Annotated in this window: 23 protein-coding genes; 9 read left to right on the top strand and 14 right to left on the bottom strand. The window is 72.0% G+C overall.

The features are described 5' to 3' along the window. Positions 1-54 precede the first annotated feature (54 nt). The 9 genes from UW392_RS32745 to hemL all read right to left on the bottom strand — a co-directional run bounded on the left by UW392_RS32745 (position 55) and on the right by hemL (position 9,218). Positions 55-414, bottom strand: a complete 360-nt coding sequence (locus UW392_RS32745; RefSeq protein ID WP_320778814.1) for a hypothetical protein — start codon at positions 412-414, stop codon at positions 55-57. Continuing rightward, positions 414-974 (bottom strand): DUF6232 family protein, encoded by a 561-nt coding sequence (locus UW392_RS32740; protein ID WP_320778813.1) that lies wholly within the window; start codon positions 972-974, stop codon positions 414-416. Before UW392_RS32740 ends, UW392_RS32745 begins: the two co-directional genes overlap by 1 nt. 272 nt (positions 975-1,246) lie before the next feature. After that, complete coding sequence (ccsB, locus tag UW392_RS32735; protein WP_320778838.1) at positions 1,247-2,260, bottom strand: c-type cytochrome biogenesis protein CcsB; 1,014 nt, start codon at positions 2,258-2,260, stop codon at positions 1,247-1,249. A 95-nt stretch (positions 2,261-2,355) separates the two neighbouring features. After that, positions 2,356-4,188: a cytochrome c biogenesis protein ResB gene (locus UW392_RS32730; protein WP_320778812.1), complete on the bottom strand. Its 1,833-nt coding sequence runs from the start codon at positions 4,186-4,188 to the stop codon at positions 2,356-2,358. Between the two features lie 3 nt (positions 4,189-4,191). Continuing rightward, complete coding sequence (locus UW392_RS32725) at positions 4,192-4,965, bottom strand: cytochrome c biogenesis CcdA family protein (protein ID WP_320778811.1); 774 nt, start codon at positions 4,963-4,965, stop codon at positions 4,192-4,194. A 1-nt stretch (position 4,966) separates the two neighbouring features. Continuing rightward, positions 4,967-5,662, bottom strand: coding sequence for a TlpA disulfide reductase family protein (locus UW392_RS32720; protein WP_320778810.1), 696 nt, complete (start codon positions 5,660-5,662; stop codon positions 4,967-4,969). 73 nt (positions 5,663-5,735) lie between these two features. Beyond that, on the bottom strand, positions 5,736-7,037 hold the full coding sequence (locus UW392_RS32715; protein WP_320778809.1) for a hypothetical protein: 1,302 nt from the start codon (positions 7,035-7,037) through the stop codon (positions 5,736-5,738). Positions 7,038-7,227: 190 nt separating this feature from the next. Continuing rightward, the gene (locus UW392_RS32710) at positions 7,228-7,902 is read right to left on the bottom strand and encodes a histidine phosphatase family protein (RefSeq protein ID WP_320778808.1); all 675 of its coding nucleotides are present in this window, start codon (positions 7,900-7,902) and stop codon (positions 7,228-7,230) included. Continuing rightward, positions 7,899-9,218, bottom strand: a complete 1,320-nt coding sequence (gene hemL, locus UW392_RS32705) for a glutamate-1-semialdehyde 2,1-aminomutase (protein ID WP_320778807.1) — start codon at positions 9,216-9,218, stop codon at positions 7,899-7,901. Before hemL ends, UW392_RS32710 begins: the two co-directional genes overlap by 4 nt. 611 nt (positions 9,219-9,829) lie before the next feature. Between hemL and UW392_RS32700 the strand changes: the two genes are divergently transcribed. The 4 genes from UW392_RS32700 to UW392_RS32685 all read left to right on the top strand — a co-directional run bounded on the left by UW392_RS32700 (position 9,830) and on the right by UW392_RS32685 (position 13,274). Continuing rightward, the gene (locus tag UW392_RS32700) at positions 9,830-10,267 is read left to right on the top strand and encodes a hypothetical protein (protein ID WP_003974483.1); all 438 of its coding nucleotides are present in this window, start codon (positions 9,830-9,832) and stop codon (positions 10,265-10,267) included. 213 nt (positions 10,268-10,480) lie between these two features. Next, positions 10,481-10,972, top strand: coding sequence for a DUF2243 domain-containing protein (locus UW392_RS32695; protein ID WP_320778806.1), 492 nt, complete (start codon positions 10,481-10,483; stop codon positions 10,970-10,972). Beyond that, positions 10,969-11,751: a cytochrome c oxidase assembly protein gene (locus UW392_RS32690; protein WP_320778805.1), complete on the top strand. Its 783-nt coding sequence runs from the start codon at positions 10,969-10,971 to the stop codon at positions 11,749-11,751. Before UW392_RS32695 ends, UW392_RS32690 begins: the two co-directional genes overlap by 4 nt. Before the next feature lie 77 nt (positions 11,752-11,828). Beyond that, entirely contained in the window at positions 11,829-13,274 is a 1,446-nt protein-coding gene (locus tag UW392_RS32685) for a glycosyltransferase family 4 protein (RefSeq protein ID WP_320778804.1), read from the top strand. A gap of 70 nt (positions 13,275-13,344) precedes the next feature. Here UW392_RS32685 and UW392_RS32680 read toward each other — a convergent pair whose 3' ends face one another. After that, entirely contained in the window at positions 13,345-14,046 is a 702-nt protein-coding gene (locus UW392_RS32680; protein ID WP_320778803.1) for an FMN reductase, read from the bottom strand. Continuing rightward, complete coding sequence (locus UW392_RS32675; RefSeq protein ID WP_320778837.1) at positions 14,043-15,149, bottom strand: LLM class flavin-dependent oxidoreductase; 1,107 nt, start codon at positions 15,147-15,149, stop codon at positions 14,043-14,045. Before UW392_RS32675 ends, UW392_RS32680 begins: the two co-directional genes overlap by 4 nt. Positions 15,150-15,268: 119 nt before the next feature. Between UW392_RS32675 and UW392_RS32670 the strand changes: the two genes are divergently transcribed. Beyond that, positions 15,269-16,084 (top strand): helix-turn-helix domain-containing protein, encoded by an 816-nt coding sequence (locus UW392_RS32670; RefSeq protein ID WP_320778802.1) that lies wholly within the window; start codon positions 15,269-15,271, stop codon positions 16,082-16,084. Positions 16,085-16,114: 30 nt separating this feature from the next. On the opposite strand, the gene UW392_RS32665 is transcribed toward UW392_RS32670, so the two are convergent. Together UW392_RS32665 and UW392_RS32660 are read right to left on the bottom strand one after the other, a co-directional pair. Further along, on the bottom strand, positions 16,115-16,894 hold the full coding sequence (locus UW392_RS32665) for an SDR family NAD(P)-dependent oxidoreductase (RefSeq protein WP_320778801.1): 780 nt from the start codon (positions 16,892-16,894) through the stop codon (positions 16,115-16,117). A 154-nt stretch (positions 16,895-17,048) separates the two neighbouring features. Next, a complete protein-coding gene (locus UW392_RS32660) occupies positions 17,049-17,387 on the bottom strand; it encodes a YnfA family protein (protein ID WP_320778800.1) in 339 nt (112 codons plus the stop codon). Positions 17,388-17,521: 134 nt separating this feature from the next. Here UW392_RS32660 and UW392_RS32655 point away from each other — a divergent pair, with 134 nt between their 5' ends. Then, positions 17,522-18,001, top strand: a complete 480-nt coding sequence (locus UW392_RS32655) for a hypothetical protein (protein ID WP_320778799.1) — start codon at positions 17,522-17,524, stop codon at positions 17,999-18,001. Between the two features lie 48 nt (positions 18,002-18,049). Here UW392_RS32655 and UW392_RS32650 read toward each other — a convergent pair whose 3' ends face one another. Further along, on the bottom strand, positions 18,050-19,243 hold the full coding sequence (locus tag UW392_RS32650) for an RtcB family protein (RefSeq protein ID WP_320778798.1): 1,194 nt from the start codon (positions 19,241-19,243) through the stop codon (positions 18,050-18,052). A 205-nt stretch (positions 19,244-19,448) separates the two neighbouring features. On the opposite strand from UW392_RS32650, the gene UW392_RS32645 reads away from it, so the two are divergent. The 3 genes from UW392_RS32645 to UW392_RS32635 form a co-directional block, all read left to right on the top strand. After that, positions 19,449-20,363, top strand: a complete 915-nt coding sequence (locus UW392_RS32645) for a DUF3558 domain-containing protein (protein ID WP_320778797.1) — start codon at positions 19,449-19,451, stop codon at positions 20,361-20,363. A 158-nt stretch (positions 20,364-20,521) separates the two neighbouring features. Continuing rightward, positions 20,522-21,430, top strand: a complete 909-nt coding sequence (locus UW392_RS32640) for a DUF3558 domain-containing protein (protein WP_320778796.1) — start codon at positions 20,522-20,524, stop codon at positions 21,428-21,430. Between the two features lie 96 nt (positions 21,431-21,526). Then, the coding region (locus UW392_RS32635) for a DUF2637 domain-containing protein (RefSeq protein ID WP_320778795.1) at positions 21,527-22,249 on the top strand (723 nt) is incomplete at its 3' end.

Raw genomic sequence — 22,249 nt, 5'->3', positions numbered from 1 at the left:
TCGGTACGCGCCCAACGTGTGGCCGCCGAGGTGCGCCGGTGCGACCGGGGCGGGCTACTGGGCGCCGAGCAGTTGGAGGATCCGGTTGACCGCGTCGAGCACCGGCTGGCCGAGCGTGCCGACCGTCGTGGCGATACCGGCGATGGCCATCAGGGCGCGGTGCCGGTCCTGCGGCTGGACGGCGGCGTCCGCGGTGACGGCCGGGAGGGAGTCCTCGAGGGTCCGGGCGCTGGCGGGCGGAAGCCGGCCGTGCAGGTCGTCGATCAGCCGGTGCAGCTCCCGGACGGCCTCCTGGAGCGCGGCGGACGCGGCCGTGGCGTCCGCGGCCATCATGTGCCTCTTGTCGATGCCGGTATTGCCCATGCCGCCGTGCATGTTCACGTTGTCGCCGAAGTGGTAGCTGTCGCCGCTCATCAGTGAGCCACCCCCACGTTGCCCGTACCGCCGTACATGTTGACGTTGTCCCCGAAGTGGTAGTTCTTCGGGTTCATCACGAGGCTCTCCACCTTCACCACGAACTCCGTCCCGGGATGCTCGATGGCGTGGACGATGGTGCCGACGAGTTCGTCCAGCTGGTGCGGGTTCCTGCTGGTGACCATCGCGATGGAGGGACCCGACGTCTCGACGGCCAGGACGTAGCGGGACTGCGCCGTGAGGACGGACATCAGCTCGACGAAGGAGTAGATCAGCACGGCGATGGCACCGAGCCAGACGAACGTGACGATGCCGCTCCCCGCGTCCCGGCTGGCGATGGACGTCAGACCGCCGAGGACCGTCAGGGCGACGGCCACCGCGAGGGTGATGGCCACGTTCTTCAGGAAGCGCACCGTGGCGTCCTTGCGCCGGGGATGCAGGGTGAAGGTGTGCACCCGCGCGATGTTGTGCAGCGGATAGGCGGCTCGGCCCACCCACAGCAGCCGCTTGTCGACCCGCAACTCGACGCCGCCGCCGAGCGATGGCGCCGTCGCAGGCATCGGCGGTGCGGCCTGCGGCGGAGCGGGCGGCGCGCCGGACGGCGGACCCCACGCCCGGTTGTCGGAATCTCTTCCTGGCTCCCCTGCCGGTGCGTTCGTCTGCATCTGCGTCCCCCTGCGGTGTGCGTGCACGATTCGTCACAGCGTGCAGACCATTAGCAGGGGGACACGACGTGCACGCAAGTCCATAACCGGGGCGGAGTACCACGTGCGGAAGGCCGGCTCCCCCGACCTGGGTCGGGAGAACCGGCCTTCTTCCAGGACACTGCGGCTCAGACCCCCGAGTAGGAGTGCTTGCCCGAGACGAAGATGTTGACGCCGTAGTAGTTGAACAGCCAGCAGGCGAAGGCGATGAGGGCGATGTACGCGGCCTTGCGGCCCTTCCAGCCGGCCGTGGCGCGGGCGTGCAGGTAGCCGGCGTAGGCGACCCAGGTGATGAACGACCAGGTCTCCTTGGGGTCCCAGCCCCAGTAGCGGCCCCAGGCGTCGCCGGCCCAGATGGCGCCCGCGATGATCGTGAAGGTCCACAGCGGGAAGACGGCGGCGTTGACGCGGTAGGAGAACTTGTCGAGGGAGGCCGCGGCGGGCAGCCGCTCCAGGACGGACGTGGCGAACCGGCCGGGGGTGCCGCCGTTCAGCAGCTTGGTCTCGTAGCTGTCCCTGAACAGGTACAGGACCGTGGCCATCGCGCCCACGTAGAACACGGCGCCGCAGAAGATCGCGGTCGAGACGTGGATGTACAGCCAGTACGAGTGGAGCGCGGGGACCAGCTGGTCGCTCTCGGTGTACAGGACGGTGACGGCGAGACCGAGGTCGAGGAGGACCACGGTGACCAGGGGCAGGCCCAGCCAGCGGACGTCCTTCTTCAGCGCCATCAGTCCGAGGTACACGCCCACGGCGACGGTGGAGAAGGTGATGTTGAACTCGTACATGTTGCCCCACGGCGCCCGCTGCACCGACAGGGCGCGCGTGAGCACACCGGCGAACTCGATGAGGAAGCCGAGCGCGGTGAGCGACACGGCGATCCGGCCCCAGAGGTCGCCCTTCTCGGTGCCGCCGTGCGCGCCGGGTCCGTCCGGCACGTCACGGGCGCCGGCCGCGGCCCGGACGACGACCTTGGGCCGCTCCAGCACGGTGGTGGAGCCGCCCTGCTCGACGGTGACCGCGGGCGCGTCCGCCTTCTTCAGGTCGGCGGTGAGCGCGGCGGCCGTACGGCCCACCTTGCTGCGGCTGCCGAAGATCCACTCGGCCATGTACGCGAAGAAGCACAGCAGGTAGACGGCCATCGCGGAGTAGATCAGCACGTTGCTGATCTGTGCGAGGTTCTCGTTGGTCGCGGCGGCGAGATCGGTCGCGGCGGCCAGGTCGGTGACGGCGAGGGTCACTGCTTGTCAGCCCCTTCGGCGGAGACGACTTCGGAGTCGGTGGTGGAGGTGTCGGCGCCCGGCTCCTCGGTGGGGTCGGCGTCGGGGTCGGAAGGGTCGGGGCGTTCAGGAGCGGGCTCGGGCGCGGTCGGCGCCGCGTCGTGCACCAGTGCCGCGAGGCCGCCCAGCTCCTCCGGCAGCTTGCCGGACTCGCTGCGGCCGAGGCCGGCCATCTCGACGACCGTGACGCCGTCGGCGCCCCGCACCGCCCGCACCCACACGCGGCGGCGCTGGATGAACAGGGAGCCGGCCAGGCCCGCGATCGCCGCGATGGCCCCGCCGAGCGCCCAGCCGCTGCCGGGCTGCTCGGTGACCTGGAAGCCGGCCCACTCGCTGACCTCCCGCTCGAAGGTGATCGAGCCGGCGCCGTCCGGGAGCTCCATGGTCTCGCCGGGCGCGAGGCGCTCGGTGAGCAGCTCGCCGTCGGCGTCCTCGAACTCCGTCAGCTTGTCGGTGTCGAGCTGGTACACGTTCTGCGCGATGCCCGAGTCCACGCCGATGTCGCCGTGGTACGCGCTCAGCGCGAGGCGCGGGTTCAGCAGGGCGGGGAACTGGGACAGCATGGTGCCCTGTCCCTCGCCCGCGAAGGTCGGCACGAAGAAGGCGTTGAAGCCGAGCTGCTCCCGCTCGCCGTCGGCGTTGCGGTAGCCGTCCAGCACCTTGATCGCTCCGGAGGAGGTCACGTTGCTGTCCTGGGGCAGCAGCGGCACGGCGCCGCTGTACACGACCTCACCCTTGCCGTCCCGGACGGTGACGACGGGCGCGTACCCGTGGCTGACCAGGTAGACTTTGGAGTCGCCGATCTTCAGCGGCTCGTTGACCTTGATGGTCCGCTTCTGTTCCGCGCCGTCGGCGCCCACGCTGTAGGTGACGTCCGCCTCGTACGTGCGCGGGGTGCCCCGGTTGGGTCCGGTCGGCTCGTAGGTCCCCTTGAAGTCCTCCAGGTCGAAGCTGAAGGGCTCCAGGTCGTGGTCGACGGAGAACAGGTTGCCGGACTTGAAGTCGTCGTACTGGGTGATCGTGTTGGCGAAGCCGTCGCCCTCGACGATCAGCTTGTTGCCCTCGGACTTGTAGAGCTGACCCCAGGCGAAGGCGATCAGCATCACGATCAGCGCGAGGTGGAAGACGAGGTTGCCCGCCTCGCGCAGGTAGCCCTTCTCGGCGGCGACGGTGGCACCCGTGGGGGCACCTCCCTGCTCGAGCGAAGCCGAGAGCTCGGGGGAATGGGCGCGGTAGCGCCGCTTGCCGAGCGCCTTCAGCGCGATCTCGCGGACCTGCTCCGGCTCGGCCGCGGTGCGCCAGGTGGTGTACGCGGGCAGCCGCGTCAGGCGCTTCGGGGCGCCCGGCGGGCGGCTGCGCAGCTGGCCCACGAACTGCCAGGTGCGCGGCACGATGCAGCCGATGAGCGAGATGAACAGCAGGATGTAGATCGCCGAGAACCACACCGAGCTGTACACGTGGAACATGCCGAGCTTGTCGTAGATCGGCCCGAGGGTCCCGTGCCGCTCCATGAAGGCGGCGACCTTGGTCTCGTCCTGGCCCGACTGCGGGATCAGCGAACCCGGGATCGCCGCGAGGGACAGCAGGAAGAGCAGCAGCAGCGCGACCCGCATCGAGGTCAGCTGCCGCCAGAACCAGCGGGCCCAGCCGATGAGGCCCAGCGAGGGCAGGTTCGGCGCGTCCTCGCGGGGCGCGGTGGAGAGCTGGGACCCGGCGGCCCCGAGGTCGTCGGTGGACGCTTCCGTGCCCTTGGCAGCCTTGCCGGACCTGCCGGTGTCAGTGGTACTCATGGATCAGATCCCCACCGTGAAGCCGTTCGACCAGACCTGCATCTCCTGTACGAGGCGGTCCCACGCCCCGGTCAGCAGGAGCAGTCCGGTCGCGATCATCATGACGCCCCCGATGCGCAGCACCCACACGTAGTGCCGCTTGACCCAGCCGAAGGCGCCGAGCGCCTTGCGCAGGGCGACCGCGGTGAGGACGAAGGGCACGCCCAGGCCCAGACAGTACGCGACCGTGAGCAGCGCGCCACGACCGGCACTCGCCTCGCTGGAGGAGAGCGCCAGCACGGAGGCGAGGGTCGGGCCGATGCAGGGCGTCCAGCCGATCCCGAACAGCGCGCCGAGCAGGGGCGCGCCGACCAGGCCCGTCGCGGGCTTCTTGTGGAAGCGGAACTCCCGCTGGGTGAGCCAGGGCATCAGCCCCATGAAGAAGACACCCATGAGGATCATGAGGATCCCGAGCACCTTCGACAGGACGGACTGGTACTCCTGGAGCGTCGAGCCGAAGTAGCCGAACAACGCTCCGCCGGAGACGAACACGGCGGTGAAGCCGAGCACGAAGAGGGAGGCGCCGAGGGCCATCCGCCCGCGCCGGGTCTCCGCCAGGTCGGTGCCGGTGACGCCGGTGACGTACGACAGGTAGCCGGGGACGAGCGGCAGGACGCACGGGGAGAAGAAGGAGACGAGGCCGCCGAGCAGGGCGACCGGCAGGGCGAGCAGCAGGGCGCCGCTCATCACCGTCTGGTTCTGGTCCGTGAGCGCGGCCAGGGTGGTCGCTGCGGTCACGTCACTTCTCCGCGAGGACCGGGTCGATCATCTTGCGCAGCTTGGCCTCGCTCAGCGCCTGGAGGGAGCGCGCGGCGACCTTGCCGTCCCGGTCGATGACCAGCGTGGAGGGGATCGCCTGCGGGTTGAGCGTGCCCTTCTCGAAGCGCAGCATCAGCTTGCCGGTCGGGTCGTACAGGCTCGGGAAGGTGACCTCGTACTCCTTCTCGAAGGCGATCGCCGGGTTGGTGCTGGTGTCGCGGGTGTTGATGCCGACGAACTGCACGCCCTGGTCGGCGAGGTCCTCGGAGACGGTGACGAGGTTGGGGGCCTCGGCGCGGCACGGCGCGCACCAGGAACCCCACACGTTCAGCACGACGATCTTGCCCTTGTACTGGGAGAAGACGTCGAGCTGCTCGCCCTCCAGGGTTTCCCCGGAGAGGTCGGGAGCGGCGGTGCGCTCCCCCTTCTCCACCGTGGCGATGCCCTCGGAGCTGGTGACGAAGCCGGTGCCGCCGCCACCCCCCGAGGTTCCCCCGGAGCTGCACGCGGAGACGGCGAGCGCCAGCACGGCGGCCCCGGCCGCGAGCAGGGCGGCGCGGCCGCGGCGCGTACGGGTCGTACCGGTACGCATCACACGCGTACGGGTCGCACGCGTACGGGTCACACGGGTGCGGTTCTCGCGCTGCGGAGCGCGGGCACTGCTGGCGGCACTCATGTGAAAAGTTTCGCATGCCCGTTTAGGGGATCTTCCGCACCCCCCTCGGGACGCTCGGGACGGAACCTTTCTCTCAGGCCGCCTTCTCCCCGGTCGCGGTCCGGGTGCCGGTCGCGGCGAGGAACCGCTTCCAGCCGCCGGCCGGCTCCTGCCCGACCCCCAGCGACCGCAGCCTGGTGAGCACGTCCTCCCGCTGGACGTCGAGCCAGTCGGTGAACTGCCGGAACGAGACCATCCGCACGTCGGCTCCCGTGTCCCGCTCCCGGGCGATGTGCTGGAGCGCCTCCTCCACGGCGTCCATGTAGATGCCGCCGTTCCACTCCTCGAAGTGGTTGCCTATGAAGAAGGGCGCCCGGTTGGTCTCGTACGCCCGCCGGAAGCCGGCGATGTAGGCCCCGGCGGCCTGTTCGCGCCAGGCCGGGTAGTTGGCGGGCGGGGCCTTGGTGGAGTTCAGGGACTGGTTGGCGAGCATGTTGTAGTCCATCGAGAGCACCTCGAAGGAGCGCCCGGGGAACGGCACGGCCTGCAGCGGGAGGTCCCACACCCCCTGCTTCCTGTCCGGCCACACCTGGAGCCCGCCGGGCGAGGAGGCGTCGTAGCGCCAGCCCAGCTCGCGCGCGGTGGGCAGTAGGTTCTCCTGCCCGAGGAGGCACGGGGTGCGGCCGCCGACGAGTTCCCGGTCGTAGTCGAAGGGCAGCGGGTCGAGGTCGGTCCAGCCCGTGTTCGTGCGCCACTCCCGCACGAACGACTTGGCCTGGTCTATCTCGCTGCGCCACTGCTTCGGCGTCCAGTGGGCGACCGAGCCGGAACCCTCGCCGCAGAAGTGGCCGTTGAAGTGGGTGCCTATCTCGTGGCCGTCGAGCCAGGCCCGGCGCAGGTTCTTCAGCGTCGTCCTGATGTGGTCGTCGGTGAGGTAGCCGATGTCGGAGGCACCGGGCGCGTTGTTCGGCGGCTGGTACAGGCGCTTCTTCGACTCGGGCAGCAGGTACAGCCCCGACAGGAAGAACGTCATGTGGGCGCCGTGGTCCTCGGACGCCTTCAGGAAGCGCTCGAACAGGCCGTTGCCGACGTCCCCGGCCCCGTCCCAGGAGAACACCACGAACTGCGGCGGCGTCTCGCCGGGCTCCAGCGGTCTGGGCTTCCCGGGCTGCTTCGGCTGGGCACCGGTGTCGGCGGTGGACCCGTCACCGAGCGGCTTCACCTCGGGCGCGCCGGGGCTCCCGCTCCCCGCGTCCCCGTTTCCGGACCCGGCTCCGGCTGCTCCCCCGGGCTCGTGCTGCCGGTCCCGCACCGCGGTACCGCACCCGGCGAGCCCGAGCGCGGTGACGGCACCGGCGCCGAGCCCCAGCACTCCCCTGCGGCTGACATGACGCATCGCTTCCCCCTTGGTCGACGACGTCCCTCCTGGCTGAAGGACACCGTGTGAGAGGGCGCCAGGGGGGACGGAGTTCCGCCAACGGGGGGATTATTTCCCGATCTTTACAGAGAAACGCCTAGATACCGCTTGTGTACGCTTTGTGACGAGGCGTGCGCCGGGGGCGGGGCCGTAGGTACCCAGGCGCCACTCAGGCGCCGAAGGCCTTCCCCTTCCCCTTCACCGGCTTCGCCCCCGCCAGCAGGTGCGCCGGCACCAGATCACGCGCGGGCTCGCTGTACCCCACGGACACGATCTTGTCGTCCTGGTACGTGAAGGTGGTCAGCGACGCGAGCGTGCACTGCCGCCGGCGCGGGTCGTGCCACAGCCGCCGGCGCTCGACGTGCGACCGCACGGTCCAGATCGGGAGCTGGTGGCTGACCAGCACGGCCTCGTGCCCCCGCGCCGCGTCCTTCGCCGCGTCCAGCGCGGCCAGCATCCGTATGACCTGGTCGGCGTACGGCTCGCCCCAGGACGGGCGGAACGGGTTGGTGAGGTGCCGCCAGTTGTCGGGCCGCCGCAGCGCGCCGTCGCCGACCCCGAAGGTCTTGCCCTGGAAGACGTTGTCGGCCTCGATCAGCCGTTCGTCGGTCGCGAGGTCGAGGGCGTGCGCCTTGGCGATCGGGGTCGCCGTCTCCTGCGCGCGCTCCAGCGGGGACGCCACGACGTACGTGATGTCCCTGGGGGTCAGGTGCTCGGCGACCCGCTCGGCCATGCGGAGCCCGAGGTCGGAGAGGTGGTAGCCGGGGAGCCGCCCGTAGAGGATGCCGTCGGGGTTGGCGACCTCGCCGTGCCGCATCAGGTGGACGACCGTGATGTCACTCATGCTGCCGTGGCCTCCGCCGCCGCTCGGGCCGCCGCCGGGAGGGCGTCGGCGATCCGCTGTACGGCCCGCTCGTCGTGGGCCGTGGAGACGAACCACACCTCGAACGACGACGGCGGCAGGTACACGCCCTGCGACAGCATCGAGTGGAAGAAGGCGTTGAAGCGGAAGGTGTCCTGCGCCTTGGCGTCGTCGTAGTTCCGCACGGGGCGGTCGGTGAAGAAGACGGAGAACATGTTGGAGGCGGTCTGCAGCGTGTGCGCGACACCCTCCTTGGTGAGCGCCGCCGAGACCAGCGCCTGGATCTGCTCCGACACGGCGCCCAGCGTGGCGTACGCGGTGTCGTCGAGCAGCCGCAGCTGGGCGAGCCCGGCGGCGGTGGCGACCGGGTTTCCGGAGAGCGTGCCCGCCTGGTAGACGGGCCCGGCGGGGGCGAGGTGGGCCATCACGTCGGCGCGGCCGCCGAAGGCCGCGGCCGGGAAGCCGCCGCCCATCACCTTGCCGAAGGTCATCAGGTCGGGGCGGACCCCGTCGACCCCGAACCACCCGGCGCGGCTGGTCCGGAAGCCCGTCATCACCTCGTCGGAGATGTAGAGCGCGCCGTTCTCCGCGCACACGTCCTTGAGGCCCTGGTTGAAGCCGGGCAGCGGCGGGACGACGCCCATGTTGCCGGGCGAGGCCTCGGTGATCACGCAGGCGATCTCGCCGGGGTGGGCGGCGAAGGCGGCGCGTACGGCGTCGAGGTCGTTGTACGGCAGCACGATGGTGTCGCCGGCCTGGGCTCCGGTGACGCCCGGCGTGTCCGGCAGCGCGAAGGTGGCGACCCCGCTGCCGGCCGACGCGAGCAGCGCGTCGACGTGGCCGTGGTAGCACCCGGCGAACTTGATCACCTTGGCGCGCCGGGTGAACCCGCGGGCCAGCCGGATGGCGGACATGGTGGCCTCGGTACCGCTCGAAACGAGCCGCACCTGCTCGAGCGGCTCGACGCGGGCGACCATTTCCTCGGCGAGGGCCACCTCGCCCTCGGCGGGCGTACCGAACGAGGTGCCGCGCGTGACGGCCTCCTGCACGGCGGCGACGACCTCGGGGCGCGAGTGACCGAGGATCATGGGTCCCCACGAGCAGACGAGGTCGACGTACTCCCGTCCGTCGGCGTCGGTCAGCCAGGGACCGGTACCGGACACCATGAACCGGGGCGTACCGCCCACGGCACCGAAAGCGCGCACCGGAGAGTTCACGCCGCCGGGCGTGACGGCCGCCGCGCGCTCGAAGAGATTCTGCGAAACTGGGGCATCGAACGGATAGCTCACACAAGCCATGGTGTCAGAGGCTGCGAGGATCCTGCGGACTGGTGTTTCCCCGTACGTTTCGGCGTGCGACCGTGGGGGAGGTCAACTGACACGATGATCGGGTTGCGCGGCGGGGGCCCCGCGTCCTAGAAAAGCAGTCGGGTGGAGATATGCATCGCGGTGGCGGACTGGGCGAGGGGACCGATGACCTCGGTCCCCGGCGTGCCCGGCGTGGCAGGCACCGGCGCGAGGCGGAGGAACCGACAGAGACACGAGGCGAGGCACGTCATGGATCGCCGGGCCCCCAGGGATGGCCGGGACCGCCTGGTTCCCAGGGCGCACCGGACCCGCAGGGCCCCACGGCCCCACCGGGCTCCGCTGCTCCCCAGGGTCCCGTCACTCCGCCCCGTCCCCCCGCCCCCCGGCAGGACACCTCCCGGCAGGACGCCCCTGATCCCGGGCGTCCTGAGCGAATCGACCGTGCGGGCCGTATGGACGGTATGGACCGTATGGATCGCAAGGACCAGCCCCGCAGGAAGAGTCGCGCGGACCGGAAGGGCCGAGCGGACCGCACCGACCGCATCGACCCCATGGACCGCGTCGCCGACCGGCTCCGGGCCGGGGGCGGGAATGGTGGCCGGGTGGGGGTGACGTACAAGTACTTCGGCGCGCCGGACGGCGCCACGGCGGCCCGCGTCCCGATCTCGATGCGCCCCGAGGAACTCGGCGGCGACGAGCTCGGCATGAACGGCATGTTCACCAAGATCAAGCCGGAGACGATGGCGGCCATGGTGCTGACCGGCATCGAGGGCGTGCCGCTGCACAAGGTGCCCCCGCTGGAGCTGGTGGTCCTGCACCCCGACTACGCGGTCGTGAAGCTCCCGATGACGGTCGTCGACCCGCTGCGCGGCATCGGCGAGGAGGCGGTCGGCGCGGCGGCCTTCATCTGGTCCACGGTCCCGGACCGCGGCGGCCCCCGGGACGCGTTCAACGTCTACCAACTGCTGCACGAGTGGCAGGACTTCTCGCACCGGCTGCACGAGGCGGGGCACCAGCCGTACTGCCTGGTGTGGCCCTGACGCGGGTACCACTGAGGAGAGGGCGAGCTCTTCGGGCCTCGCCCTCTTCCGTGGACACGCGGGTACGACGCGGCCCCCTGCGCATCAGGCCGAGCAGGACGACGAGGTGAGCAGCCCCGGGACGGGACCAGGCAGCGCCGGGTTTCGGCGGCGGCCGGCGGGGTACCCGGCGGCGGCCCCGCCGTCCGCCCACCCCGGCTTCCAGGAGTGCTGGTGACCTACGCCCCCGTGCGGCTCCACGGTGTCCTTGGCCGTTCGCTGGTCAGCGGGCTGCTGGTCGGTGTCGGCTTCGCGGCCTTCGTGGACGAGGCCGTCTTCCACCAGCTGCTGCACTGGCACCACTTCTACGACCGGTCGACCACCGACGTGGGTCTGGTCTCCGACGGGTTCTTCCACGCGGGCAGCTGGCTGGCGACCGTGGCGGGGCTGTTCCTCTACGCCGACCTGCGGCGCCGCAACGGCGTGCGGCGGTCCGCCTGGTGGTCGGGGGTCTGCCTCGGCATCGGCGGCTTCCAGCTGTACGACGGGACGATCCAGCACAAGGTGCTGCGCCTGCACCAGATCCGCTACGACGTCGACCCGGCGCCGTACGACTGGACCTGGAACATCGTCGCCGTGCTCTTCCTGGCCGCCGGATCCGTGCTGTGGTGGCGGGCGCGCCGCGTCCGGGCCAAGGCGTACGGGCTTCCGCGCACCCGGTCATGACCGTCGTCGCCGTCGCCCTGTGCGGCGCGCTGTACACGTACGCCGCCGGGCGGCTGCGGCGGCGCGGCGACACGTGGACGCGGGGCCGGGACGCCGTCTGGTGGCTGGGCGGGGCCGTACTGGTCTGCGCGGTCGAGGTGCCGTGGGGGACGTACCTGCCGCCGTTCACCGCGCACACGGCCGCGCACCTGGGCGCGGGCATGGTGGCGCCACTGCTGGTGGTGCTCGCCCGGCCGGTCACGCTGGCGCTGCGGACCGTGCCCGCCGGGGTGCGGCGCGCGCTGCTGTCGCTCACCCGTACGCGGCCGGTGCGCGTGCTCGTCCTCCCGCCGGTCGCCGCGGTCCTCGACATCGGCGGGCTGTGGGTGCTGTACCGGGCCCCGCTGCCGGCCGGCGTGCACCACAGCCCGCTGCTGTACGCGCACCTCTTCCTCGCCGGGACCCTGTTCACCTTCTCGGTGCTGGCCCTGGACCCGCTGCGGCACCGCCCCGGGCTGCCGCTGCGCGCCGGGACGCTGCTCGTCGCCGCCGGCGCCCACGCCGTACTCGCCAAGGGCCTCTGGGCCGAGGGCCCGCCAGGCACCGCCTACGCGGCGGCGGACCTGCGGCTGGCCTCGCAGCTCATGTACTACGGCGGTGACCTCGTCGAGATCGCCCTGGCGGTGGTGGTGGCGCACCAGTGGTACCGCGCCGAGGGGCGCGCCCTGCGCCGGGCGGGAAGGCGGCCCGCCGCGGCCCTCCCGGACGACGGCCGGGGCGCGTCGGCCGGGGTCTCGTAACCCCGTGGGGCCGGCGCGCGTTCCAGGGCATGTCGGAGGGCGCGGGGACGCGCCGGAGCCACGCCGGGGAGGGACGTATGAAGCGCACGGCGAAGCGCACACGGGGAACCGTGCCGGGCGAGTACGCGACCTGCGGGGAGGCGGCCCGGATGAACCGGACGGACCGGAGCGAGGGGACGGCCCGGGTCCGGCGGCCCGCGGCCGGGACCCGGCGCACGAAGATCGTCTTCCTGCTGCACAACGCGTACGCCATCGGCGGCACCGTCCGCACCACGCTGAACCTGGCGGCGGCGCTGGCGGACCGGCACGAGGTGGAGATCCTGTCGATGTCCCGGCACCGGGACGCGCCCCGCTTCGCGGTCGACCCGCGGATCCGGCTCGTCCCCCTGGTGGACCTGCGGCCGGGCAGCGCGGACACGGCGGACCCCGCGCGCGGGCGCCCCGCCGTCGACTTCCCCGTCGAGGACACCCGCCACCGCCAGTACAGCCGCCTGACCGACCTGCGGGTCCGCGACCGGCTGACCCGCTCCCGCGCGGACGTCGTGATCGGCACCCGGCCGGGTCTCAACGTGTACGTCGCCCGCTTCGCGCCCCAGGGCGCGCTGCGCATCGGGCAGGAGCACCTGCGCCACGACGCGCACGACGAGCCGCTGCGCCGGGTCCTCGCCCGGCACTACCGGGCCCTGGACGCGGTGGTGACGACGACCGAGGCGGACGCCCGGGTCTACCGGGCACGGATGACGCTGCCGGGCGTACGGGTGCTGGCGGTGCCGAACATCGTGCCCGAGGTCGGTGTCCCCCCGTCCCCGCTCACCGCCCCGGTGATCGCGGCGGCCGGACGGCTGGCCCGCGGCAAGCGCTTCGACCTGCTCCTGGAGGCCTTCGCCCGGGTCGCGGCCAAGGAGCCCGACTGGCGCCTGCGCATCTACGGCGGCGGCCGGCAGCGGGAACGCCTGGAGGGGATGGTCGAGCGGCTGGAGCTCACCGGCCGCGCCCGGCTGATGGGCCCGCGCACCCCGGTCGAGAACGAGTTCGCACAGGCGTCGCTGGTGGTCAGCGCCTCGGACGCGGAGTCGTTCGGGATGACGCTGGTGGAGGCGATGCGCTGCGGCGTGCCCGTGGTCAGCACGGACTGCCCGCTGGGGCCCGCCGAGATCATCACGGACGGCGTCGACGGCCGGCTGGTCCCGGTCGGCGACGCCCGCGCCCTCGCCGACACGATCCTGGAACTGATCGCGGACGGCGCGGCCCGGCGGGCGATGGGCCGGGCGGCCCTGGAGAGCGCCCACCGCTACGACCCCGCCCCGATCCTCGCCCGCTACGAACTGCTCTTCGCCGAACTGCGCGCCACCCGCTGCCGACGGGGCTGGGTGCGGGAGAAGTCCCGCGCGAGGTCCTGGCTCCGCCGCCGCGTCCGGCCGCTACGACGTCGCCTGCGGGCGTGGCGCGGCCGGGTGCGGCGACTGCGGGCACGGTCCGCCCGTACGGCCGCGGCGGCCGGGAGTACCGCGCGGAAGGGATGAGTGCGGGGAAGGGGCGCGGGGGACCCCGGGCGGGCCTGCTCCTGCACGGCCCGCCCCGGAACAGTCGCGGCTACGGCTTCAAAGCCGCGAGCTGCTGCTCGAAGGGGATCACGGGCAGTGGGCCCGCCCCGTTGTCGAACGTGGTCCCCGGCTCGGGCGCCGGCGCTGTGTCGGCCCCGTACGCGGGCGCGGACGGCTTCCCCGACCCGTGCCCGGCGTCCGGCGCGGGTCGGGCCGCCGGCTCCGGTTCGGCCGCGCGGCCGCCCAGCAGCCCCGCGAGTTCCCCGGCCGCCCGTTCGATGCGCTCGGCGAGCCCCTCCGCGCCCCAGTCCTCCGAGGCCGCGTAGACCGCGGTGGGCACGGTCAGCGCGCGCAGGTACGCGAAGAGCGGGCGCAGCGCGTGTTCGAGGGCCAGCGAGTGCCGGGCGGAGCCGCCGGTGGCCGCGAGCAGCACCGGCTTCCCGATCAGGGCGTCCTTGTCCAGTACGTCGAAGAACGACTTGAACAGCCCGCTGAAGGAGGCGGAGAACACCGGTGTGACCACGATCAGGCCGTCCGCCGTCCGCACGGCGTCCAGCGCGGGGGCCAGGTGCGGCCCCGGGAAGCCGTTGATGAGGTGGTGCGCTATCTCGACGGCCAGGTCACGCACCTCAACGACCTGGACATCGGTCCCGCCGGGCACGCGCCCCGCGGTCGCGGCGGCCAGCCGGTCGCCCAGCAGCCGCGTGGACGACGGCACGCTCAGCCCGGCCGAGACGACGACGAGCTTCATGCCCGGACTCCTTCCTCCGAGGTGACCTCGGCGTTCTTGGCGGCCAGCAGCGAGGCGTGGGTCGGCGCGTCCGGCACGTCCGCCGGGCGGCCCTTCGCGAACTCCTCGCGCAGCACCGGCACGACCTCCTCGCCGAGGATGTCGAGCTGCTCGAGCACCGTCTTCAGCGGCAGCCCCGCGTGGTCCATCAGGAACAGCTGGCGCTGGTAGTCGCCCGCGTACTCGCGGAAGCTGAGCGTCTTCTCGATGACCTGCTGCGGCGAGCCGACCGTCAGCGGCGTCTGCGCGGTGAAGTCCTCCAGCGACGGGCCGTGCCCGTACACCGGCGCGACGTCGAAGTAGGGACGGAACTCGCGCACCGCGTCCTGCGAGTTCTTGCGCATGAACACCTGCCCCCCGAGCCCGACGATCGCCTGCTCGGGTGTGCCGTGCCCGTAGTGCGCGTACCTGGCGCGGTACAGCTCGATCATCCGCTTGGTGTGGTCGGCGGGCCAGAAGATGTTGTTGTGGAAGAAGCCGTCGCCGTAGTACGCGGCCTGCTCGGCGATCTCCGGGGAGCGGATCGAACCGTGCCAGACGAACGGCGGCACGCCGTCCATCGGCGCGGGCGTCGAGGTGAAGCCCTGGAGCGGCGAGCGGAACTTGCCCTCCCAGTTCACCACCTTCTCGGTCCACAGCCGGCGCAGCAGGGCGTAGTTCTCGACGGCGAGGTTGAGGCCCTGCCGGATGTCCTGCCCGAACCACGGGTAGACCGGGCCGGTGTTGCCACGCCCCATCGTCAGGTCGACGCGCCCGTCGGCCAGGTGCTGGAGCATCGCGTAGTCCTCGGCGATCTTCACCGGGTCGTTGGTGGTGATCAGCGTGGTCGCGGTGGAGAGGACCAGCCGCTCGGTCCGCGCCGCGATGTAGCCGAGCAACGTGGTCGGGGAGGACGGCACGAACGGCGGGTTGTGGTGCTCCCCCGCCGCGAACACGTCCAGGCCGACCTCCTCGGCCTTCAGCGCGATCGCGACCATCGCCTTGATGCGCTCACGCTCGGTCGGCGTCCGGCCCGTGGTCGGGTCGGGCGTGACGTCGCCGACGCTGAAGATTCCGAACTGCATCATGGCTGCCGCCCTCCAAGTTGTTTACGATTCAACTATACCCCTGGAACGGTCCGCCCGCCGCCCCTATTCCGCTCCCCTGTTCCGCATGCACGTCCGCCCCCGCCTACGCTCCCCCCATGGCCGCCCCACGTCGCGACACCCGCGGCATCGTCGACGGAACGGAGCTCTTCGCCCGGGTCCGCTTCCGCCGCCGCGAACCCGCCGAGCCCCTGCGCCCGTACCTGGAGCACTACTGGCTGATCGACTGGGACCTCACGGAGCCGTACGTCTCCCACGTCGTGCCCCACCCGTCCGTGAACGTCGTCTTCCAGCGGTACGGGGACCCGTGCGTCGAGGGGCGAGCGGAGGTCGCCGGGATCGGCCTCGGCCTGTTCGCGCAGGAACTGGAAGGGTGCGGCCGGGTGTGCGGCATCCAGTTCCGGCCCGGCGGCTTCCGGCCCTTCGCACCGGACCGGCCGGTCTCCGACTGGACGGGCCGGCGCGTACCGCTGCCGGAGACGGCGCTCGCCGACGCCTCCTCCGTCCGGGCCGTCCTCGATCCCGAGGAGGAGGACGCGCGCGTCGCCGCCCTCGACACCTTCCTGCTGCGTCTCGGCCCGCGGCCCGACCCGCAGGCCGCCCTCGCCATGGCCCTCGTGGACCGCATCCGCACCGACCGCTCCGTCCGCCGCGTCGGGGACCTCGCCCGGGACCAGGGCCTGTCGACGCGGGCGCTGCAGCGCCTCTTCGCCGAGTACGTGGGCGTGGGCCCCAAGTGGGTGGTGCTGAGGTACCGCATCCACGAGGCCCTGGAACGGGCCGAGACCGACCGGGGCGTGGACTGGGCCGCGCTCGCCGCCAGTCTCGGCTACGCGGACCAGTCCCACCTGGTCCGCGACTTCACCGCGACCGTCGGGGTGCCGCCGACGGCGTACGCGCAGGCCGTGCGCTGACCTCCCTGCCGGGTCCGGTCGGCGGGGTGATCAGAGCTCCCGGTGCACCTTGGTGTTCGACGCCTGCGCGCGGGGCCGCAGCACGAGCAGGTCCACGTTCACGTGGCTGGGCCGGGTGACCGCCCAGGTGATGGTGTCCGCCACGTCGTCCGCGGTCAGCGGCTCGGCGACGCCCTCGTAGACCTTGGCGGCCTTCTCCTCGTCCCCGCCGTACCGGACCAGCGAGAACTCGTCCGTCTTCACCATGCCCGGGGCGATCTCGATCACCCGGACCGGCTGCCCCACGATCTCCAGCCGCAGCGTCTCGGCGAGGACGTGCTCGGCGTGCTTGGCGGCGACGTACCCGGCACCGCCCTCGTACGTGGCGAGGCCCGCCGTGGAGGACACCACGACCACCGTGCCGTCGCCGCTCGCGACGAGGGCCGGGAGCAGCGCCTGGGTCACGTGCAGGGTGCCGAGGACGTTCGTCTCGTACATCCGGCGCCAGTCCTCCGGGTCGCCCGTCGCGACCGGGTCGGCGCCGAGCGCGCCGCCCGCGTTGTTGACCAGCACACCGATCGTCCGGAACGCCGTGGCGAACTCGTCGACCGCCGCGCGGTCCGTCACGTCCAGGGCGTACGCCGTGGCCGCGTGGCCCGCCGCGGTCAGCTCCTCGGCCAGGGCCTCGATGCGGTCCTTGCGGCGGGCGGTCAGCACCACGCGGTAGCCGGCCGCGGCCAGCTGCCGGGCCGTCGCGGCACCGATGCCGCTGCTCGCGCCGGTGACGACGGCGATGCGGGAGGCGGCGGAGGGGGTGGCGGGGGCTGTCATGGCGTACTCCTCGGTGCCGTACTGGTGCAGCGGGCTGCTTGCCGTGCCGATTCCCCGAAAGGATAGGTGGGCGATGCACGGGAACGCCGGGGCGTCCGACCGGTGGGCCGATGAGGCGGTGGGGCGCTGGATTCGTGCAGTGGGCGGGGCCGGCTCAGTTGCCGCCGCGCGGTGCGTACATGATCAGTGCCATGCCCACCAGGCAGACCAGCGCGCCGGTCACGTCCCAGCGGTCGGGCCGGTAGCCGTCCGCGACCATGCCCCAGGCCAGCGAACCCGCGACGAACACACCGCCGTACGCGGCGAGGATCCGGCCGAAGTTCGCGTCCGGCTGGAGCGTCGCCACGAACCCGTACGCGCCGAGCGCGAGCACGCCCGCGCCGACCCACAGCCAGCCGCGGTGCTCCCGCACGCCCTGCCACACCAGCCAGGCGCCGCCGATCTCGAACAGCGCGGCGACGGCGAAGAGGACGACGGAACGGGCGATCACCATACGAGCAGCTTGACACGCCCTCCCGGCGGCCCGGTGCGCGGCCTCACCTGATGGGCGGCGCCTGATCCGTGCACCCGGGTGGCATGTATGCCAGCGCACGCACGACCCCGTACTACCGGCAAGGAGCCGACGTCATGCGGATGCTCGCGGTGCTCGCGGCGGGCGCGGCGGGCGCGGTACTCGTGGGCGGCGCGAGCGCGCCCGCGCGGCCCGCCCACGGCCCCGCTCCCGAGGCCGACCTCGCGTACCACGGCCAGGTCACCCTGGCCGCGGGCCGTGCCGTCGTCCGGCTCGTCGCGCAGAACCACGGCCCGTCCCCCGTCGACGACGCCACCGTGCGGCTGCGCTGGTCGTCCCGCCTGACCGGCCGGCAGTCGCTGCCGCACCGCTGTGCGCGCCCGGACGCGTGGACGGTGCTGTGCGGCACGGGCGCGCTCGCGGCGGACGGCCCGGGTGCGGAGACCGTGCTGCGGGTGCGGCTGGAGGGCACGCCGTCCGAGGTCCTGCTGGAGATCGGCACGGCCTGGAACAGCGGCGGCGCGGTCGACGGCAACCACGGCAACGACCGGCAGCGCGTCCTGGTGCTGGACACGGACGACACGTACCGCTTCTGATCAGCCCTTCAGCCCCCTGAGCTCCTCAGCCCTTCAGTCCTGAGCTTCTCAGCCCTTCACGCAGATGACCTGCTTCAGCTTGGCGACCACCTGCACGAGGTCCCGCTGCTGGTCGATCACCTGCTCGATCGGCTTGTACGCGGCGGGGATCTCGTCCACGACGCCGGAGTCCTTGCGGCACTCCACACCGCGCGTCTGCTCCTCCAGGTCCTTCGTGGAGAAGCGGCGCTTGGCGGCGTTGCGGCTCATGCGCCGGCCGGCCCCGTGCGAGGCGGAGTTGAAGGACTTCTCGTTGCCGAGGCCCTTCACGATGTACGAGCCGGTGCCCATCGATCCCGGGATGATGCCGTACTCCCCGGCCTTGGCACTGATCGCCCCCTTGCGCGTGACCAGCAGGTCCATGTCCTCGTAACGCTCGCGGCTCACGTAGTTGTGGTGGCAGCTCACCTCGGGTTCGAAGGTGACCCGGACCTTCTTGAACTCCTTGCGGACCACGTCCTTGAAGAGCGCCATCATGATCGACCGGTTGTACCTCGCGTACTCCTGCGCCCAGTAGAGGTCGTTCTGGTAAGCGGCCATCTGCGGGGTGTCCGCGACGAAGACGGCCAGGTCGCGATCGATCAGCCCCTGGTTGTGCGGGAGCTTACGGGCGACGCCGATGTGGTGCTCGGCCAGCTCCTTGCCGATGTTCCGGGAACCGGAATGCAGCATGAGCCAGACAGAACCGGTCTCACTCAGGCAGAACTCGACGAAGTGATTTCCGGATCCGAGCGTTCCCATCTGCTTCCCTGCACGGTCGTGACGGAACCTGACCGCTTCGGCGACCCCGTCGAACCGCCCCCAGAAGTCGTCCCACCCGCCGGTGGCGAAGCCGTGCAGCCGGCCCGGGTCGACCGCCGCGTCGTGCATGCCCCGGCCCACCGGGATCGCCTGCTCGATCTTCGTACGCAGCCGCGAGAGGTCCCCCGGCAGGTCGTTCGCGGTCAGGGAGGTCCTGACCGCCGACATCCCGCACCCGATGTCCACGCCCACCGCCGCCGGGCAGACCGCGCCCCGCATCGCGATGACGGACCCGACCGTGGCGCCCTTCCCGTAGTGGACGTCCGGCATGACGGCCAGACCCTTGATCCACGGGAGGGTCGCCACGTTCCGGAGCTGCTGCATGGCGCCGTCCTCGACCGACGCCGGGTCGGCCCACATCCGGATCGGCACCTTCGCACCCGGCACCTCGACATACGACATTTCGCCCTCGTTCCCCCGGAACAACTACAGAAGCCTGAATTCGCAAAACCGGCGCCAAGGCCGACGAAAGGGATTCGGGACCGGCATCCACGGCAGTGCGTGCGATACACATTGTGTTCAGCGACCGCACTGGTGCGGCAAGCGAATAACCACAGGAGACCGCTGCGCCGCGACCGTCACGGCGGTCCGTCGAGAGGAGCCCCCCGTGCAGCCGAAGGCGTACGTACCCGGTATCGCCGTGCTCCTCGCGGCGCTGCTGGCCGGCTGCACGGGCTCGGACGCCCCGGACGGCGCCACCGACGACCGCCCCGGCCAGACCGGCTCCACCGCGGCCGCCGCCCAGCCGGGCCGCTACCGCACCCTCCCGGAGGCCTGCGGCGCGGTCGGCCACGACTCCCTCGACGCGCTGCTGCCGGGCATCACGCAGATCACGGACGTGGCGCAGCGCGAGACGGCGTACGAGGGCGAGGCGACCCTCACGTACGACACGGACCGGCGGGTGGGCTGCCGGTGGAAGGTGGAGTCGCCGACCGCGACGGACCACCTGCTGGTCGACTTCGAGCGCGTGGTGTCGTACGACGGGGCGGTCAGCGACGACGACGAGGCCGCGGAGGTCTACACGGCCAAGGAGGAGGCGGCCGACCTGCCGGCACCCTCCCCGACGGCGAGCGCGGACGAGTCGGACGACGCGGGCGAGGCGGGCGACGGGGCGGAGACGGCCGGGGAGGAGACCGGGAGCCAGGAGACCCCGCAGCCCGGGAACAGCGCCCAGGCCGGCCTCGAGAGCGACGCGGGTGACGCCACCGGGACCGGCGACGGCGCGTCCCCCGGCGGCACGCCCTCCTCCGGATCGGCGACCGCCTCCGCCGGGGCGGGTGCGACCCCGCCCGCGCTCCAGCCCCGCGTCCTCGACGGCCTCGCCGACGCCGCGTATCTCGACGAGGAGCTGAACACGGCCCGGCAGCGCACGGTGACTGTGGTGTTCCGCACGTCCAACGTCATCGTCACCATCGAGTACGCGGAGCAGCCGACGACCATGACGGACGTCCCGGACAGCGAGGAAATGCAGGACAGGGCGCAGAAACTGGCCGCTCGGCTGGCCGAGTCGTTCGACGACTGACCGCCCGCGGGGGGCCGTCGAGCCGGACGGCGGACCGTGCGAAGCACGACCGTCCTCCTTCCCCACCGCGTACCGTGACCCCTCGGACCCGATCCGACAGATCCGACAGTCAGACCGCAGGAACCGCGAGCGTCATGAGCGTCATGAGTGAAGGAACCATGCACCGATCAGCACAGCGCAACCAGCAGCACCAGCGAGCCGGTCGTCCCGGTGGCCGCGGACGCGGGCGCCGTCTCCTCGCGGGTGCCGCGGCTGTCCCGGTGCTGCTGCTGGCCGCCGCCTGCTCCTCGGACTCCGGTACGGACTCCGGGTCCGGCGGCGACGCCAAGGAGCAGCAGTCGCCCAGCGCTTCGGCGTCGGCGACACCCTCGGCGAGCGCCGTGCCGGCGGCCGCGTACGCCGAACTGCCCGACGCGTGCTCGGCGTTGGCCAAGAAGACCCTGGAGGACCTGGTCCCGGAGGGTGCCACGTCGGGCAAGGCCATCAACGAGGGCGAGCCGGACGCCAGCGGCGACTGCCGCTGGACCAGCCTCGAGGACAACGGGGTGAAGGGCTCCCAGTACCGCTGGCTCAGCGTGTCGTTGCTGCGCCTGGAGTCGGACGAGGCGCGCGGCGCGGGCGACGAGCGGGCCGCGCAGCAGTACGAGAAGAAGGTCACCGAGGCACAGTCGGTCGACGGCGCGAAGAACGTGAAGTCGGAGGCGGCGGGCGGGATCGGCGACCAGGCCACCCTGGTGCGCTACGACCTGAAGAAGGAGGACGCCGCCTTCAAGCAGCAGACGGTCGTGGTGCGCACCGAGAACGTGGTCGTCACGCTCGACTACAACGGCGCGGGCCTGGCGGGCGACGCGACGCCCGACGCCGATGACCTGGTGAAGAGCGCCAAGGCGGCGGCCAAGGAGGTCGTGGCGGCGGTGGCCGCGGCGAACAAGGGCGGGAGCGCCTCCCCGACCGCCTCCACGGGCACGTCGGAGGCCGGCGAGGACGACGGCGACAAGGCGGACGCGGGCTCCGGATCCGCCGTGGAGAAGGACTCCGACGACGACGCGTCACGCAGGAAGAGCTGACGCGCTGACACCGTCTCAGTCGTACCGGTAATCGACACGACGCACACCTGTGCCACCCTGTAGCGCGCAACAACGCGCTTCAGGAGGGGAGTACGGGTGGCCGCGCCACTGCAACTGACACGGATGCACCGCGTCCTGATCGGCGTGGTCGTCGCCGGTGCGGTCGTCATCGCCGGAATCGGCTTCGCGGGTTCGTACGCGGCCGTCCGTGAGCTCGCCGTCGAGAAGGGCTTCGGGAACTTCTCCTACGTCCTGCCGATCGGCATCGACGCGGGCATCTGCGTCCTGCTCGCCCTGGACCTCCTCCTCACCTGGATCCGCATCCCGTTCCCGCTGCTGCGGCAGACGGCGTGGCTGCTGACCGCGGCGACGATCGCGTTCAACGGCGCGGCCGCCTGGCCGGACCCGCTGGGCGTGGGCATGCACAGCGTGATCCCGATCCTGTTCGTGGTGACGGTCGAGGCGGCGCGGCACGCGGTCGGCCGCATCGCCGACATCACGGCGGACCGGCACATGGAGGGCGTCCGCCTCACCCGCTGGCTGCTCTCCCCCCTCCCCACCTTCCTGCTCTGGCGCCGGATGAAGCTGTGGGAGCTGCGCAGCTACGACGAAGTGATCAAGCTGGAGCAGGAACGTCTCGTCTACCAGGCGCGCATGCGCTCGCGCTTCGGCCGCGCCTGGCGCCGCAAGGCTCCGGTGGAGTCGCTGATGCCGCTGCGGCTGGCCCGCTACGGCGTGCCCCTGGCCGACACGGCGCCCGCCGGCCTGGCCGCGGCGGGCATCGAACCGGCCCTGCTGCCCCCGGCCCCGCAGCCGCAG

The organism is Streptomyces sp. CRN 30 (assembly GCF_034105845.1).
The sequence above is the reverse complement of the archived record's forward strand: the minus strand, read 5'-3'. Positions and strand labels throughout refer to the sequence as shown.

Bases quoted from the DNA above. Each gene is read 5' to 3' on its own strand.
- UW392_RS32745 (WP_320778814.1), bottom strand. From the start codon at position 414: ATGAGCGGCGACAGCTACCACTTCGGCGACAACGTGAACATGCACGGC.
- UW392_RS32740 (WP_320778813.1), bottom strand. From the start codon at position 974: ATGCCTGCGACGGCGCCATCGCTCGGCGGCGGCGTCGAGTTGCGGGTC.
- ccsB (WP_320778838.1), bottom strand. From the start codon at position 2,260: ATGGCCGTCTACCTGCTGTGCTTCTTCGCGTACATGGCCGAGTGGATC.
- UW392_RS32730 (WP_320778812.1), bottom strand. From the start codon at position 4,188: ATGAGTACCACTGACACCGGCAGGTCCGGCAAGGCTGCCAAGGGCACG.
- UW392_RS32720 (WP_320778810.1), bottom strand. From the start codon at position 5,662: ATGAGTGCCGCCAGCAGTGCCCGCGCTCCGCAGCGCGAGAACCGCACC.
- UW392_RS32715 (WP_320778809.1), bottom strand. From the start codon at position 7,037: ATGCGTCATGTCAGCCGCAGGGGAGTGCTGGGGCTCGGCGCCGGTGCC.
- UW392_RS32710 (WP_320778808.1), bottom strand. From the start codon at position 7,902: ATGAGTGACATCACGGTCGTCCACCTGATGCGGCACGGCGAGGTCGCC.
- hemL (WP_320778807.1), bottom strand. From the start codon at position 9,218: ATGGCTTGTGTGAGCTATCCGTTCGATGCCCCAGTTTCGCAGAATCTC.
- UW392_RS32690 (WP_320778805.1), top strand. From the start codon at position 10,969: ATGACCGTCGTCGCCGTCGCCCTGTGCGGCGCGCTGTACACGTACGCC.
- UW392_RS32685 (WP_320778804.1), top strand. From the start codon at position 11,829: ATGAAGCGCACGGCGAAGCGCACACGGGGAACCGTGCCGGGCGAGTAC.
- UW392_RS32680 (WP_320778803.1), bottom strand. From the start codon at position 14,046: ATGAAGCTCGTCGTCGTCTCGGCCGGGCTGAGCGTGCCGTCGTCCACG.
- UW392_RS32675 (WP_320778837.1), bottom strand. From the start codon at position 15,149: ATGCAGTTCGGAATCTTCAGCGTCGGCGACGTCACGCCCGACCCGACC.
- UW392_RS32670 (WP_320778802.1), top strand. From the start codon at position 15,269: ATGGCCGCCCCACGTCGCGACACCCGCGGCATCGTCGACGGAACGGAG.
- UW392_RS32665 (WP_320778801.1), bottom strand. From the start codon at position 16,894: ATGACAGCCCCCGCCACCCCCTCCGCCGCCTCCCGCATCGCCGTCGTC.
- UW392_RS32660 (WP_320778800.1), bottom strand. From the start codon at position 17,387: ATGGTGATCGCCCGTTCCGTCGTCCTCTTCGCCGTCGCCGCGCTGTTC.
- UW392_RS32655 (WP_320778799.1), top strand. From the start codon at position 17,522: ATGCGGATGCTCGCGGTGCTCGCGGCGGGCGCGGCGGGCGCGGTACTC.
- UW392_RS32650 (WP_320778798.1), bottom strand. From the start codon at position 19,243: ATGTCGTATGTCGAGGTGCCGGGTGCGAAGGTGCCGATCCGGATGTGG.
- UW392_RS32640 (WP_320778796.1), top strand. From the start codon at position 20,522: ATGCACCGATCAGCACAGCGCAACCAGCAGCACCAGCGAGCCGGTCGT.